This is a genomic window from Pseudomonas sp. GLN_2 (genome assembly GCF_043106005.1).
In the GTDB taxonomy this organism is placed as follows: domain Bacteria; phylum Pseudomonadota; class Gammaproteobacteria; order Pseudomonadales; family Pseudomonadaceae; genus Aquipseudomonas; species Aquipseudomonas alloputida.
Window position 1 is genome coordinate 63,845 of the sequence record NZ_JBICMC010000014.1, and the last position, 13,765, is coordinate 77,609.

At 65.6% G+C, this 13,765-nt stretch carries 12 protein-coding genes; 2 read left to right on the forward strand and 10 right to left on the reverse strand.

Annotated elements, in window-relative coordinates; genetic code table 11:
* Positions 1-345: 345 nt before the first annotated feature.
* Positions 346-777: a DUF2628 domain-containing protein gene (locus tag ACF8Q6_RS03820; RefSeq protein WP_392491483.1), complete on the forward strand. Its 432-nt coding sequence runs from the start codon at positions 346-348 to the stop codon at positions 775-777.
* 72 nt (positions 778-849) lie between these two features.
* Here ACF8Q6_RS03820 and ACF8Q6_RS03825 read toward each other — a convergent pair whose 3' ends face one another.
* Genes ACF8Q6_RS03825 through ACF8Q6_RS03850 form a run of 6 tightly spaced genes read right to left on the reverse strand, consistent with a single transcriptional unit; the run spans position 850 to position 7,661 of the window.
* Positions 850-2,481, reverse strand: coding sequence for a BatD family protein (locus ACF8Q6_RS03825; RefSeq protein WP_392491482.1), 1,632 nt, complete (start codon positions 2,479-2,481; stop codon positions 850-852).
* Positions 2,478-4,196, reverse strand: a complete 1,719-nt coding sequence (locus ACF8Q6_RS03830; RefSeq protein ID WP_392491481.1) for a tetratricopeptide repeat protein — start codon at positions 4,194-4,196, stop codon at positions 2,478-2,480. Before ACF8Q6_RS03830 ends, ACF8Q6_RS03825 begins: the two co-directional genes overlap by 4 nt.
* Positions 4,193-5,269, reverse strand: a complete 1,077-nt coding sequence (locus tag ACF8Q6_RS03835; RefSeq protein ID WP_392491479.1) for a vWA domain-containing protein — start codon at positions 5,267-5,269, stop codon at positions 4,193-4,195. Before ACF8Q6_RS03835 ends, ACF8Q6_RS03830 begins: the two co-directional genes overlap by 4 nt.
* The gene (locus ACF8Q6_RS03840) at positions 5,262-5,756 is read right to left on the reverse strand and encodes a DUF4381 domain-containing protein (protein WP_010953039.1); all 495 of its coding nucleotides are present in this window, start codon (positions 5,754-5,756) and stop codon (positions 5,262-5,264) included. Before ACF8Q6_RS03840 ends, ACF8Q6_RS03835 begins: the two co-directional genes overlap by 8 nt.
* Entirely contained in the window at positions 5,753-6,697 is a 945-nt protein-coding gene (locus ACF8Q6_RS03845; protein ID WP_004577431.1) for a DUF58 domain-containing protein, read from the reverse strand. The genes ACF8Q6_RS03840 and ACF8Q6_RS03845 overlap by 4 nt, the downstream gene beginning before the upstream one ends.
* Before the next feature lie 4 nt (positions 6,698-6,701).
* Complete coding sequence (locus tag ACF8Q6_RS03850) at positions 6,702-7,661, reverse strand: MoxR family ATPase (protein ID WP_003247242.1); 960 nt, start codon at positions 7,659-7,661, stop codon at positions 6,702-6,704.
* 228 nt (positions 7,662-7,889) lie between these two features.
* On the opposite strand from ACF8Q6_RS03850, the gene ACF8Q6_RS03855 reads away from it, so the two are divergent.
* The gene (locus tag ACF8Q6_RS03855; RefSeq protein ID WP_392491478.1) at positions 7,890-9,200 is read left to right on the forward strand and encodes a phospholipase effector Tle1 domain-containing protein; all 1,311 of its coding nucleotides are present in this window, start codon (positions 7,890-7,892) and stop codon (positions 9,198-9,200) included.
* Between the two features lie 35 nt (positions 9,201-9,235).
* Here the strand turns inward: ACF8Q6_RS03855 and ACF8Q6_RS03860 are convergent, their stop codons facing one another.
* The 4 genes from ACF8Q6_RS03860 to ACF8Q6_RS03875 all read right to left on the reverse strand — a co-directional run bounded on the left by ACF8Q6_RS03860 (position 9,236) and on the right by ACF8Q6_RS03875 (position 13,603).
* Complete coding sequence (locus tag ACF8Q6_RS03860) at positions 9,236-10,453, reverse strand: MFS transporter (protein WP_392491477.1); 1,218 nt, start codon at positions 10,451-10,453, stop codon at positions 9,236-9,238.
* 59 nt (positions 10,454-10,512) lie between these two features.
* Positions 10,513-11,727: a benzoate/H(+) symporter BenE family transporter gene (locus ACF8Q6_RS03865; protein WP_392491475.1), complete on the reverse strand. Its 1,215-nt coding sequence runs from the start codon at positions 11,725-11,727 to the stop codon at positions 10,513-10,515.
* 161 nt (positions 11,728-11,888) lie between these two features.
* Entirely contained in the window at positions 11,889-12,776 is an 888-nt protein-coding gene (locus ACF8Q6_RS03870) for a dihydrodipicolinate synthase family protein (protein ID WP_392491473.1), read from the reverse strand.
* 44 nt (positions 12,777-12,820) lie between these two features.
* Entirely contained in the window at positions 12,821-13,603 is a 783-nt protein-coding gene (locus ACF8Q6_RS03875; protein WP_392491472.1) for an aldolase, read from the reverse strand.
* Positions 13,604-13,765 lie beyond the last annotated feature (162 nt).

Sequence of the window (13,765 nt, forward strand, 5' to 3'; positions counted from 1 at the left end):
TTGTCCTGCAGGCAAGCCCGCGCATCAAACCCCTTGTTCATGGATGGCATTGGCTTATCGCGGTAGCGTCCTGCGACTCCAGGCGTTGACGCGGGTTGCCACGTTGGTTCCATGAAAAGCTGACATTGATAGCAGGGTGTCGCGCATCTCGGTTTGCCCCACAAGACGTGTCGCGGCAAAGCAGCGAGCACACGCTCGGCCACTTCCGCCTTGAACGTTCTGTGAGCTGGCTCTCGCTTTGTACCAGGGATCAAGCTTGCCCTCAAAAGTAGGCTGATCTACCCTCCGAAACGGCCATGATCACGGCTATTCGAAACCCACGGACGACAATCACAGGAGTCACCAATGGAAGGCATCCCTCAGACCCAATCTTCCCCGGATAACCTCAAGCCAAAATGGCGGGAGCGTTTCGCCTTCTTCGATCAGTACGGCGCCCCCACCTCCGAGTCATACAAAGCCGCATTCCGCGCCTTGCCATTCGGGAAGAAGTTGCTGATCAACAACAATTTCATAGCCTTTTTCTTCGGCCCGATCTATTGGTTCGTGCTGGGGCTGTGGAAGAAGAACCTGGTCATGCTGGCCATCATCATCGGCATCGGGCTGCTGCTGAGCGTCTATGAGGTGGCGACGGGCAGCGAAACCCCGCGTCCTCTGGATAACGGTATCAGCATGGGGTTTGCGTTTCTGTACAGCTTCCTGACCAACCGGGCCTATTACCTGAAGCAGGCCAAAGGGCAGCAGAGCTGGAACCCGTTCGAGGGGCAGCGGTTCATCTGACTCGGCTGGTACATTCGGCAAGTATTGTCAGGGGCGGCCATGAGCTGAAAATTCGCAAGCAGCCACTGCGCATCACTTGGGATAGAGCGGCGGCAAGCTGCCGTTCTCGCCCGCCGGCAGCAACACCTGCTCAGCTGGCGGAATGGTACCAATCGCCCGCCACAAATCCTCCCCCTGCCAATACTGCCCGCTCTCGCTGTACAACGCCCCGTTCAACCCATCCAGCGCATCCGACAACGGCACGAAGCGCGCCGCCATCTCGGCCAGGGTTTCGGGTTGCTGCCGGGCCCAGGCATCCAGTGCCTGGCGCGTAGCCTGGGGGTCGTTGGCCTGGCATGCGCGCTTGATGTCGTCCAGCAAGGTGCGTGGGCTTGGCCCGTTCTGTGCCGTGCGCAGCACCGCTGGCCGCGAACGGGCGCGCCACCACAGGGCAAAGCCCAGCACGGTGGTCAGGGCGAACACCAGTGTGGACAGCTGCCAGGGCCACAGCAGGGTGCTGGCGCTGCTGTTGTCGCCCACCGGGGTGTCGGCGCTCAGTGCCGGGTTGTCCTGCACGTTCAGCGTGCGCGCCGGCAGGCTGCTGTGCTCCAGGTGGTCTTCGCGGGTGTTCCACCAGGCCACTTCCAGCGCCGGCAAGGCCAGCGTGCCGCTGTGGGTCGGCACCAGGGCCTCGCGCTCTTCGCGGTTGGCGGTCATGCCCCGTTCGCTGATTTCGTTGCGCAGCAGCGGCTGGTCAGGGTAGCGGCGCAGGCCGATGATTTCTGTGGCCGGCAGCGGCGGCAGTTGGGTGCTGGACAAGCCTTCGGCACGCAAGGTGATGTTGCGCGTCAGCGAGTCGCCAATCTGTACCTGCTGGCTGCTGGGGTCGGGGCTCCAGTGCTCTTCCAGGGTCAGGCTGCTGGCAGGCAACCACGGCAAGCCAGCCGGCCAGGCTGCCGGAATCGGCCGTACCGTAAGGCGCAAGGGCAGCGAGCTGACCTGAACCTGGTGGCCGACGCGGGCCGTGCCATTGGCCTGTGCTGCTTCGTCGCTGCTGGCGGCTGCCGTGGCGGTGAACGTCAGTGGCGGGATGTCGAGGGTGCCGCTTTGCTGGGCATACACCGCATAGCGGGTTTCGATCACACCGTGACGCACGCCGTTGATTTCCTTTTCATACGTGCGCGACTCGCCCAACGGCTCGACCTTGGCGTTCTCCAGTTGCAGGGGGCTGAGGCTGCTGTCGTCGTACAGTGCTACCGAGTGGTAGATGCGCAGGGTCAGCACGGCTTGGGCCTGGACATAGACGTCATGGCTGTCGAGGGTCGCTTCGATGAAGACCTGAGCGTTGTCCTGGCGGCTGGCAACGGCCTGCAGCACTTGCAATTCGATGGCCTGGCTGTGTGACTGGCCCAGCCGCAGCTCGGGGATGCGCAGGCTACCGCTGCGCCGTGGCAGCAGGGTGATGATCCAGCGGGTGCTGGCGCGGGTTTCGCCGTCCAGGGTGTGCAGGCTATTCAACTGGCGCGTACCGCGGACTTCGAAGTCACCTTCCAGGGCGCGCAGGTCGGGCTTACCGAACTGAGTGACGTCCTGGCTTTCCAGGGTCAGTTCCAGGCTTTCGCCCGCTTCCAGGCGGGTGCGGTCGACGCTGGCCTGCAGCAGCGGCTCGGCCTGGGCCAGCACGGCCCAGAGCAGGGTGAGGAGAAAGACGCCGAAGCGACTCATCGTGATTTTTCCTGATGCAATTGCTGTTCATACCAGAATTTGCGTCGCAGCAGCTCTGCCGGGTTGTCGGGGATTTCCCGCAGCCATTGCTCCAGGGCTTGGCGCTGTTCGCCGTCGAGGCTGGTCGACACCGGGCGCTGTGGCGGCTGGATGACACTGTCGTCGCCCCCGGCCTGGTTGCCGGGTGCGGCCTGGCTGTTGCTGCTGCTTTCGCCGGGTTGTTCGGGGCTGGCCTGTTGGTCGTCGCCGGGTGTGCCTTGGGCCGGGCTGCTGGCCGAGCTGCTGTTGCCTTCGGTTTCGCTGCCGGGCGTGTCTTGGGCATCGCTGCCGGGCGGTTGTTCCTCGGCCTTGGCTTCACGTTGCTGCAGCAGTTGCTGCACCAGCGCCTGGTTGTCCAGCGCGGCCTGCAGGTCGGGCTGGCGCTCCAGGGCTTGCTCGTAGGCATCCAGGGCGGCGTCCAGCTCGCCACTGTGGGCCAGGGCATTGCCTCGATTGTAGTGGGCTGCTGCAGTGTCGCCTTGGGAAAATGCCTCGGCGGCACCGGCATAGTCGCCGGCCTGGTACAGGGCCATGCCGCGCCATTGCGGGTTCTGGAAGTGACGCGCAGCGCTGGCCGGGCGGTTTTGCTCCAGCAGCCTCTGGCCTTGCTGGTCGGGGCGCAGCCACAGGTCGTTGAACTCGAAAGCCTGGCTAGGCTGCGGCAAGGCCAGCAGCAGCGGCAGGCAGAACAGCCAGCCGCGCCGGCCAGCGCAGGCGGCCAGCAGCAACAACGGAATCAGCAGCCAGTAACCTTGGTCGGCCCAGCTGTCCAGTTGCAGGGTCTGGCCGTCATTGCGCCCGCTCCGCGGGTTGTCGAACAGGCCCAGGCCACGCAGGTCGAGGTCGTCGATGCGGGCGTGCCGGTAGCGCCCGCCCGTGCCGCTGATAAAACCCTTCAGGCTGGCACTGTCTAGGCGAGGCAAGAGGATGCCGCCTTGGTCGTCTTTAAGGTATTCGCCATTGGCCTGGCGCACCGGGGCGCCTTCGCGGCTGCCGATGCCCAGCATCAGCAGGCTTGGGCCTTGGCGGCCGAGGGCCTGGGTGATGCCCTGGCGCTCGGCGGCGCTGAGTGCCGAGCCTACCAGCAGCAGGCGGCCTTGGCCGAGGCCGCTCTGGGCCAGCAGCGCCAGGCCTTTTTGCACGGCCAGGTCGGCACGCTGGCCGGGTTTTGGCATGATCGACGGGTCGATGGCCTCGAGCAAGTTGCGGGTGGTGGCCAGGTCGTCAGACAGCGGCACCAGGGTGTGCGCGGAGCCGGCATACACCACCAGCGCCGTCTGGCTGTCGCGGCGGTGTTCAAGCAGGTCGAGGATCTTGCGCCGGGCCTGTTCCAGGCGGTTGGGCGGGCTGTCCTCGGCGAGCATTTGCGGGGTCAGTTCGAGCAGGATCACCAGGGGGTCGGCCGGGCGCTGACGGCTTTCTTCCAGTCGCTGCCAGCTGGGCCCGAGCAGCGCCAGGATCACCAGTAACCAGGCGAGGCCCAGCGCCACCCACGGCAGTTTGCTGGTGCTGCCGCTGCCGCCACCCAGCAGTACACCATGGAAGGCGGGCGGCAGAATCATCTGCCAGCGCCCGGCACGCTTGCGCCGGTGCCACAGCTTGTACAGCAGCCAGCCGAGCACGGGAACCGCCAGCAGCCAGAGCGGGCGCAGCCATTGGGGCCACAAGTCGATCATCGCCGCCTCCTTAAACGCAGGCGCTTCAAGCGCTGGCGCCATTCCGGGTGCGGCTGCAGGAAGCGCGGCTTGCGCAGCAGGCGCTGCAACAGGTTGTCAGGCCACTGCACGGCTACCACCAGCAGCACGCTGAGCAGCAGCGCCAGCGCCAGGGGCCAGGCGTACAGGGCCTGGGCTGTGCGCGCCTGGGTCGGTTGCTGGGCCACGGGCTCCAGTTGGTCGAGGGTATCGCCGATAGCGTCCAGTTCGGCGCCGTCATGGGCGCGGAAGTAGGCGCCGTGGGTGATGTCGGCAATTTCCTTGAGCGCGGCTTCGTCCAGGTCCAGGCTCGGGTTGAGGCCGAGCAGGCCTGGTGTGCCACTGGCTTCGGGGTTGGCGCCGATACCGATGGTGTAGATGCGCACGCCTTCCTGGGCCGCCAGGCGGGCGGCTGTCAGCGGGTGAATCTGCCCGCCGTTGTTGGCACCGTCCGTGATCAGCACCAGCACCCGGCTTTGTGCCGGGCGTTCGCGCAGCCGTTTGACCGCCAGGCCAATGGCGTCGCCGATGGCGGTGTTCTTGCCTGCGATGCCGATCTGCGCCTCGATGAGGAAGGTGCGCACGGTGCGCCGGTCAAAGGTGAGCGGCGCCTGCAGGTAGGCCTGGCTGCCGAACAGGATCAGGCCCACACGGTCGCCTTCACGGTCTTGCAGGAAGTCGCCCATCAGCGCCTTGACCAGGTCGAGGCGGCTGATGTCCTCGTTCTTCCACTGCATGTCGGGGAAGTCCATCGACCCGGACACGTCCACCGCCACCAGCAGGTCGCGGCCGCTGGCGGCGATCGGCACCGGTTCGCCCAGCCATTGCGGGCGAGCGGCGGCGCACAGCAGCAACAGCCAGATGACGACGAACGGTGCCTGCTGGCGCCAGGTGGGCAGGTTGAGCCGTGCGCGGCGCCCGGCCAGGCCTTCCAGCTCGTTGAGGAAACCCACCTTGAGCACCGGTTCACCACTGTCGGCAGCGGGCAGCAGCAGGCGCGCCAGCCATGGCAGCGGCAACAGGGCGAAGACCCACGGCCAGGCCAGTTCAAACATGCTTGCGGATCCAGATTTCGACGGCTTGGCTGAGCCCGGCGATGGCCTTGTCGTCGAGCTTGCACTCGGGTTTATAGGCGCCTTCTACCAGTACCATCCAGCGGGTCAGGCCGGCGGCCGGGCAGCGGTTATCCAGAAAGGCCAGCCACTCGCGGCCGTTGAGGGTGTGGCTGTTGGCGCCTGGGTAGTGGTTGCGGCACAGGCGCTTGAGCAGGGCGTTGATCTGTTGCAGCCAGGCGCCGGCCGGGGCGCCGTCATACGGGCGTGGCAGGCGGGCCAGCTCGGCCAAGGCCTCCAGGCGCACCGGGTCCAGGGGTTGTTCGGCGCGCACGATGCGGCGTTTGCCCGGGCGCCAGCGGCGCAGCCGCCACAGGCCCCAGCCCAGGAGTGGCAGGACGGCCAGCAGCAGCCACCAACCCGGTGCGGGTGGCCACAGGCTGACAGGTGCCGGGGCGATCAGTGGGTGCAACTGGTCGAGCGGGTTCATGACGCGCTCCGTGGCCGCTGGGCGTTCAGGTACTCGCGCAGTTGCTCGATCATTTCGCTTTGCGTGCTCAGTGGCATCAGGACCACCCTCAGCTTTTGCGCCATCAGCTCCCAGCGCTCGATGCGGGCCTCGGCCTGCTGGCGGTAGGCCTGGCGCAGGTTGGCGTCGAGGGTGTCGAGCTCCAGCTGGGCGCTGCGCTGGGCGAAGCGCAGCAGGCCGGCGGCGGGCAACGCGTGGTCGAGCGGGTCGGATACCGGCAGCAACAGCAGGTCGCAATGCCGTGAGAGCATGGCCAGGTGCTGTTCCACCTGGGCGCTGAGCGAGCGCTCATCGCAGATCACGATGGCCAGGCTGCCGGGGCGCAGCACTTCGCGGGCGCGGCGCAGGGCCAGGCCGAGGCTGTCGGCCCCGGGTATGGCTTCGGTGTGCAGTGACTGGTTGACCTTTGCCAAGCGGTTGAGCAGTTGCAGCAGGCTCTGTTTGCTGCGTCGGGGCTTGATCTCGTGGTGTTCGTTGTCGCCGAACACCAAGCCGCCGATGCGGTCGTTGTGGCCCAGCGCTGCCCAGCCGAACAGCGCCGCAGCCTGGGCCGCCAGCACGGACTTGAACATCAGCCCTGAGCCGAAGAAAAGCCGTTGGCTTTGTTCGACGAGGATGAAGATCGGCCGCTCGCGTTCTTCGTGGAACAGCTTGGTGTGCGGCTCCTGGGTACGCGCAGTGACACGCCAGTCGATGTTGCGCACATCATCGCCGGCCTGGTAAACGCGCACCTGGTCGAAGTCCACGCCGCGCCCGCGCAGCCTGGAATGGTGCAGGCCGACCAGCGGGCTGCGCTGGCCGGGCTTGGAAAACAGCTGGATTTCGCGCACGCGGTGGCGCATGTCGATCAGCTCGGCAAGGCCAATGCGGATGCCATGTTCGGCCAGCTGCGCAGTGGGCATGGGTTCAGGCAACGGCGACGACGTCGAGGATGCGCTGGACCACGCGGTCCTGGTCGATCCCTGCCGCCTCGGCCTCGAACGAGAGGATGATGCGGTGGCGCAGTACGTCGAACAGCACGGCCTGGATGTCTTCGGGGCTGACGAAGTCGCGCCCGGCCAGCCAGGCGTGGGCACGCGCGCAGCGGTCCAGCGAGATGGAACCACGCGGGCTGGCGCCGTAGGCGATCCAGTCGGCCAGCTCGGTGTCGAACTTGGCCGGGGTGCGGGTGGCCATGACCAGCTGCACCAGGTATTCCTCCACTGCGTCGGCCATGTACAGGCCAAGGATTTCCTTGCGCGCGGCGAAGATGGCCTGTTGGCTGACCCGGCGCTCAGGCTTGGTCTCGCCGCCCAGGGCTTCACCCCGGGCCTGCGCCAGGATGCGCCGCTCTACGGCGGCGTCGGGGAAGCCGATTTTTACATGCATCAGGAAGCGGTCGAGCTGGGCTTCGGGCAGCGGGTAGGTGCCTTCCTGCTCGATCGGGTTCTGCGTGGCCATGACCAGAAACAGCGGCGACAGGTCGTAGGTGCTGCGGCCCACGCTGACCTGGCGCTCGGCCATGGCTTCGAGCAGCGCCGATTGCACCTTGGCCGGTGCGCGGTTGATTTCGTCGGCCAGCACCAGGTTATGGAAGATAGGCCCCTGCTGGAACACGAAGCTGCCGGTTTCCGGGCGGTAAATCTCCGTGCCGGTGATGTCGGCCGGGAGCAGGTCGGGGGTGAACTGGATGCGATGGAACTGCGCTTCGATGCCTTCTGCGAGTTCTTTGATGGCTTTGGTTTTGGCCAGGCCCGGTGCCCCTTCGACCAGCATGTGGCCGTCGGCCAGCAGCACGATCAACAGCCGTTCGACCAGTTTCTCCTGGCCTAGGATCTGGGTAGAAAGAAAAGTGCGCAGCGCGATCAGCGCTTCACGGTGTTCCATCGGCGACGGTTCCTGGTAGGGGGCCTGAGGCGGCGTGAGGCAGCTGCCTTGGCAAGGGGGGATACTTTAATCTATCCGGGGGGGCGGCGACCAATGTCGGCGGGTAAATTTATCGTTGCAGCCGGGCCTGCGGGCAAAGAAATGTCCCACGTATGGCTGGCCATTGCCTGATGTTCCGTGACGGCGTGCTGGCGCCTGCTTGTGCTTTTCGGACAAGCAGGAGGCACGATGATGAAAATGACCAGCGCCAGCACGCCAAACCTTACGCCGATCACCTTGCGTTTTGGCGTGTTCTTCGATGGCACCGGTAACAACCAGCACAATGCCATGACGATGGGTGAGCAGGGCGAAAAGGGCGGCAGCTATGGCAACGCCTTGAGCAATGTGGCCCTGTTGCATGCTTTGTATCCGACTGATGCGGCCCATGCCGACGGGCCGCAGGCGTTCTTGAAGCACTATGTGGAAGGCGTGGGCACGCTGGCGGGTGAAGCCGACCATGTCTACGCCTCGGCCACCGGGCATGGGCGCACGGGGGCCGAGGCGCGGGTAGCCGAGGCGTTGCAGGCGATGGCCGAGCAACTGCAGGCGTGGCGCCGGGCGCATCCGCAGGCAACGCTGGAAGGGGTCGAGTTCGATCTTTTCGGTTTCAGCCGCGGTGCGGCGGCGGTGCGGCATCTGGCCAACCTGCTGCACGAGGGCGCGGGCGGGCTGTTGTCGGTGGCGTGCGAAACATCGATCAACTTTATCGGCCTGTTCGACACCGTGGCGGCGATCATCGCGCCGTTACGGGGCGACTTTGACCCGGCAGACGGCCGCCACGGTGGCCTGCGCCTGGGCCTGGGTGCGGGTATTGCCCGGCACGTGGTGCAACTGGTGGCCGAGGACGAGCGGCGGCATAACTTCCCGCTGGTGCGCAGTGGCCACGATATCGTGCTGCCGGGTGTGCACTCGAACATTGGAGGTGGTTACCCGGAAACCACCCTGGAGCAGGTGCTGCTGTGTAAACCTCAGTCCCAGCGGGTGCCCGCAGGCATGCGTGTCGAGCAGTGCCGCGTCCATGCCAAGGTGAGTGCCTTGCTGGCTTCGACGTTTGCCGACGTGGGCGAACCCAGGCCGCGCGTGATGACCTGGGAGGAGCCGATTGCCGGTGGGCATCGGGACGAGGCGCAAAAGCAGGTCTATGCGGCGGTGTACCGGGAGCGGCAAGTGGCGGGGCACTTGTCCCGGGTGTACTTGAGCGTGATGCGGACGTTGGCGGTGCGCGCGGGTGTGCCGTTTGCGCCGTTGGGGGCGCAGGCTGAGCATCGGCTGCCGGATGAGTTGTCGGGCATCAGCCGAAAACTGCATGCCTTTGCCTTGGGGGAAACTGGCCAGGTGGGGTTGAGCGAGGAAGAACAGCGGCTGTTGCGCGACAGATACGTGCATGCATCAGCGAACTGGAATGCACTGAAGGGCTTGCGCAACAGTGTGCTGGATGTGCTGTTCGTCAATCGGCCGGGGGCAGGCGGTCGAGTGGCGCATGCCAACCCGACGCAATGAATGACTGATCCTGGCCTGGCAATGCTGCATCGGGCCTACAGGGCGCGCGCCAGCTGTTCAGTCGCGCGCCTTCTGGCCGAATACGTCTCCTGTGCCAGGGTCAGCAGCACCGTCAGTAACATGAACACCACCGATGCGATGAAAATCCCGTTGGGCAGGCGCTGATCGAGCATCCAGCCGAACGCCACCGGCCCGATGGCACCGCCGACGTTGAACCCGGTCGACACCAGGCCGAAGGTTTTGCCCTCGGCCCCGGGTGGCGCCGCCGCCTTGACCAGCATGTCCCGTGATGGGGCGATGACCCCGGTGAGCAAGCCGATGGCACCCAGTAGGACCACCAATGCCCAACCCTGCAGCAGCCCCAGCGCCACCAGTGCAGTCAACGCAGCCGCCAGCGCGAAGGCCAGTGCCGCCACCAGGCCATGGCGCCGGGTACGGTCGGCCAAAGCGCCTCCACACAGCACGCCGGCTGCGCTGCTCAGCAGGAAAGCGGTGAGCGCGGCGTTGGCCCAGGCCAGTGTCAGGCCTTGGCCCTGGACCAGGGCGGCTACGGAGAACTTCTCGATGGCACTGGTGCTCAGGTTGAGCAGGATGAACAGCACCGTCAGCACGCCGATCATGGGGGTGAACAAACGTACGCGGCCTGTTGCTGCGGCCGGGCCTGTGTCGTGTTTGTTGGCAGGCCTGGCGACCCGGTAAACGCCACTGCCTGGTATCGATATCAGCAGTAGCGCGGCTACCCCGAATAACGCGCCCGCCGCCAGGGCTGCCCGCGTGCCGAGCGCCGCGGCGATGCCGAGAAATACGGCTGGGGTAACGGCTGAACCGAGGAAACCGGCAAAGGTATGAATAGAGAACGACCGCCCCAGGCGTGCGGGCTCGATGCCGTTGGCCAGCAGCGCATAGTCGGCCGGGTGGTACACACCATTGGCCAGGCCCGCCATGGCCATCGCCACCAGCAATACCGCATACCCGGGGCTGGCCGCCAGCAGCACGAAACTGAGGCTGCCCAGCAAGAGCCCAGCCTTGAGCACTTTACGTGCGCCATAGTGGTCGACGGCGTAACCCAGCGGGGCCTGTACCAGCGCGGAGACGATGTTGAACACCGCCAGGGCTACGCCCAGCTCTACGAAGCCCACGCCCAGCAGGCCGGGCAGCACGGGCAGTAGCGCCGGGATCAGCATGATGTGCACGTGGCTGACGAAGTGCACGGCAGCAATTTGGGTCAGCAGCTTGGGGCCAGCGTGGGGCATGTCGATACCTGTTGAACAGCGTGCGCCCCTGGCGCACGGCAAGGTGGTGGAAAGCTCGTTTAGCGGGAGGCGCCGCGCAATCCGGGCAAGCGACCGTTCAGGACAACATGGGCCAGCAGACCAATGACCAGGCCCCAGAAAGCCCCGCCAATGCCCAACAGGCTGATGTTGGCCGCCGCCGCCAGGAAGGTGATCAGTGCTGACTCGCGTGAACGGGCATCGGCCAGGGCGCTGGCCAGGCTGGCGCCGATGGTGCCCAGCAGGGCAAGGCCCGCCAGGGTGGTGATAAAGGTGCCCGGCAGGGCCATGAAGACACTCGCCAGCGTGACCCCGAACACCCCGACGAGGATGTAGCAGACACCGGCAGCGATGCCCGCCACCCAGCGCTTGTCCGGGTTTTCATGGGCTTCCTTGCCGGTGCAGATGGCCGCGGTGATGGCAGCGATGTTGAACGCGTGTGAACCGAAGGGCGCCATCAGCAACGAGCCGATGCCGGTGACGGCGACAATCGGGTTGGCGCTGGTCTTGAAACCATCGTTGCGCAGCACCAGCATGCCGGGCATGTACTGGCCGGTGAGGGTGATCAGGAACAAGGGCAGGGCCACGCTGAGGGCCGCGTTGAGGGAGAAGGTGGGCGCGGTGAAAACCGGTGAGGCGAATTCCAGCCGCAACGTGGTCAGGCCCACTTGCCCCTGCAGCAACAGGTACCCCAGGCCCAGCAGCAGTATGGCGACCACGGCGTAACGGGCGGTGAAGCGTTTGAAGGCCACATAGGCTGCAATCAGCAGCCCGGCGAGGGTGGGGTCGACCGACAGGCTGGCAAAGGCACCGATGCCAAACTGCAGCAGGATGCCGGCCAGCAGGCCGGCGGCAATGCCGCCGGGCACGACGCGCACCAGGCGCTCGAAGCACCCGCTCAGCCCCAGCACCACGAAGCCGGCGGCCGACAGCAGGTAGGCACCTATGGCCTCGCTGTAGGGCACGCTGGCCAGGGCGGTGACCAGGAACGCGGCGGCTGGCGTGGACCAGGCTGTGATGACCGGCTCCCGGCTGTACCAGGACAGTGCCAGGCCGCTGAGGCCGACGCCGATCGACACCGCCCAGACCCACGACGACGTCAGCTCCGGGCTCAGCCCGGCCACTTTGGCCGCCTGGAACACCAGGATGAACGTGCCGCCGTAGTAGACGATCACCGAAACGATACCGGCGATCACCGGGTGAAGGATGTCTGTCAGCCTGAGCGGGGTTGCAGAGCTTTGAGCAGGCGCGTCCATGGTTGCCTCGGGTAATGGTCAGATGAGGAGCAGCGTTGTGCTGCGAATGAGTAATCCGGCTGCAACAGTATCTGTTGGCGTCATTGGCCCTTCGCCGCGCAAAGCTGCTCCTGGAGAAACAGACTGCCCGTCAGCGACAGGCTGCCGGGCAGGTTTGGGCGTCAGTTGGCCAGCGCCACCAGCAAGCTTTTCAGGTGATTACTGCCTTGCGCATCCAGCGGCTGGAGGGGCAGGCGTGGGGCGCCGACATCCTGGCCGAGCATTTTCAGGCCGGCCTTGATGGTGGTCGGCAGGCCACGGCGGGTGATGTACTCCAGCAGCTCGTACTGGCGGTAGAACAGCGCACGGGCTTCAGCCAGATCGCCTTGTTGTACGGCGTCCCACAGCGCCAGGTTGAGTGCCGGGATCAGGTTGGGCGCGGCGGTACACCAGCCCGTGGCGCCGGCCACCAAGGCTTCCAGGGTCAGCGGGTTGCAACCGTTGTAGAACGCCACCTGTCCATCCGTAGCCGTGAACAGGCGGTGCATGCGCTGGATGTCACCGGTGCTTTCCTTGACCATGGTCACATTGGGCACCTCGCCGAGGATACGCAGGATCAGCTCCACCGACAGGTCGGTGCCGCTGGTGCCTGGGTTGTTGTAGAGCATGATCGGAATGTCGATGGCGGCGCCGACCGCCTTGTAGTGGGCGACCACTTCGGCTTCGGTGAGCTTCCAGTAAGAGATGGGCAGCACCATCACCGCCGTAGCACCGCAGGCCTGTGCCAGGCGGGCACGCTGCACGGTGCGGGCGGTGGTCAGGTCGGAGACGCTGACCACGCTGGGTACGCGCCCGGCAATGCGTGCCTGGCTGAAGCGCACCACGGTTTCCCATTCGCTATCGGACAGGTAAGCCCCTTCGCCGGTGCTGCCCAGCGGCGCGATGGCGTGCACGCCGTCTGCGATCAGGCTATCGATGGACGTGCCCAAGGCATCCAGGTCGAGTGTGCCGTCTGCCGTGAAGGGAGTGATGGTGTAGCCGATAACGCCGCGAATTACAGGTGTAGACATGACCAGGCACCTTTGCCGTTGTTGAGGAAAGAGTACAGCTTCGATCAGCCCAGGCAGTCGCCATGGGCACGCAAGGCACGGCGCGCGTAGTAGCTGAAGGCAGCACCGTGACGTTTGGGGGTGGAAATCCAGTCGTGGGCTTCTTTGCCCAGTGCTTCGGGGATCGGGCGGATGTCACCGGCGCCCATGGCCAGCAGTTGCATCTTTGCTGCGCGCTCGAACAGCAGGGCGAGCACGCAGGCTTCCTCGATCGAACGCCCAGCGATCAGCAGGCCATGATGGGAAAGCAGGATTGCGCGCTTGTCGCCAATCGCGTTCGCGATGATTTCGCCTTCTTCGTTGCCCACCGGCACACCGGGCCATTCCTCGAGGAATGCACAGTCGTCGAACAGTGGGCACAGGTCCATGTGCGAGATGGCCAGCGGAACTTCCAGCATCGACAAGGCGGCGCTGTGCAGCGGGTGGGTGTGGATGATGCAGTTGACGTCGGGACGGGCGCGGTACAGCCAGCTGTGGAAGCGGTTGGCCGGGTTGGCCATGCCACGGCCTTGCAGCACCGTCAGGTCTTCGTCCACCACCAGCAGGTTGGAGGCAGCGATTTCGTCGAAGCCAAGCCCCAGTTGTTGGGTGTAGTAGGTGCCAGGTTCCTGCGCGCGCGCAGTGATCTGCCCGGCCAGGCCAGAGTCGTGGCCGCCGTCGAACAGGATCCGGCAGGTGAGGGCGAGCTTTTGTCGCACGGTGTACGTGTTGTCGGTCAGCGCCGTCAGCATCTGTTGCTGGGCGTGTTTGACAAGCTGGTCCTTGGGGGTGTGCATGGTGGTCGTCATGAGCGGTACCTGCAGGGGTGGAGACTAGGGATGGCTGATCGGCGCGGAGGCGACGCCAGGACACGGTGTTGATCATGATGACACAAGGTGTCATATGCAAGCAATGTGTCATCCTTGCCTCAGGGCGTCAACACAACAGTGCCAGCGCAATCTGCTATGGCG

Excerpts from the sequence above, each read along its gene's own strand:
- ACF8Q6_RS03840 (WP_010953039.1), bottom strand. The coding sequence starts at position 5,756 with ATGAACCCGCTCGACCAGTTGCACCCACTGATCGCCCCGGCACCTGTC.
- ACF8Q6_RS03820 (WP_392491483.1), top strand. The coding sequence starts at position 346 with ATGGAAGGCATCCCTCAGACCCAATCTTCCCCGGATAACCTCAAGCCA.
- ACF8Q6_RS03855 (WP_392491478.1), top strand. The coding sequence starts at position 7,890 with ATGATGAAAATGACCAGCGCCAGCACGCCAAACCTTACGCCGATCACC.
- ACF8Q6_RS03835 (WP_392491479.1), bottom strand. The coding sequence starts at position 5,269 with ATGTTTGAACTGGCCTGGCCGTGGGTCTTCGCCCTGTTGCCGCTGCCA.
- ACF8Q6_RS03865 (WP_392491475.1), bottom strand. The coding sequence starts at position 11,727 with ATGGACGCGCCTGCTCAAAGCTCTGCAACCCCGCTCAGGCTGACAGAC.
- ACF8Q6_RS03845 (WP_004577431.1), bottom strand. The coding sequence starts at position 6,697 with ATGCCCACTGCGCAGCTGGCCGAACATGGCATCCGCATTGGCCTTGCC.
- ACF8Q6_RS03875 (WP_392491472.1), bottom strand. The coding sequence starts at position 13,603 with ATGACGACCACCATGCACACCCCCAAGGACCAGCTTGTCAAACACGCC.
- ACF8Q6_RS03830 (WP_392491481.1), bottom strand. The coding sequence starts at position 4,196 with ATGATCGACTTGTGGCCCCAATGGCTGCGCCCGCTCTGGCTGCTGGCG.
- ACF8Q6_RS03870 (WP_392491473.1), bottom strand. The coding sequence starts at position 12,776 with ATGTCTACACCTGTAATTCGCGGCGTTATCGGCTACACCATCACTCCC.
- ACF8Q6_RS03850 (WP_003247242.1), bottom strand. The coding sequence starts at position 7,661 with ATGGAACACCGTGAAGCGCTGATCGCGCTGCGCACTTTTCTTTCTACC.
- ACF8Q6_RS03860 (WP_392491477.1), bottom strand. The coding sequence starts at position 10,453 with ATGCCCCACGCTGGCCCCAAGCTGCTGACCCAAATTGCTGCCGTGCAC.
- ACF8Q6_RS03825 (WP_392491482.1), bottom strand. The coding sequence starts at position 2,481 with ATGAGTCGCTTCGGCGTCTTTCTCCTCACCCTGCTCTGGGCCGTGCTG.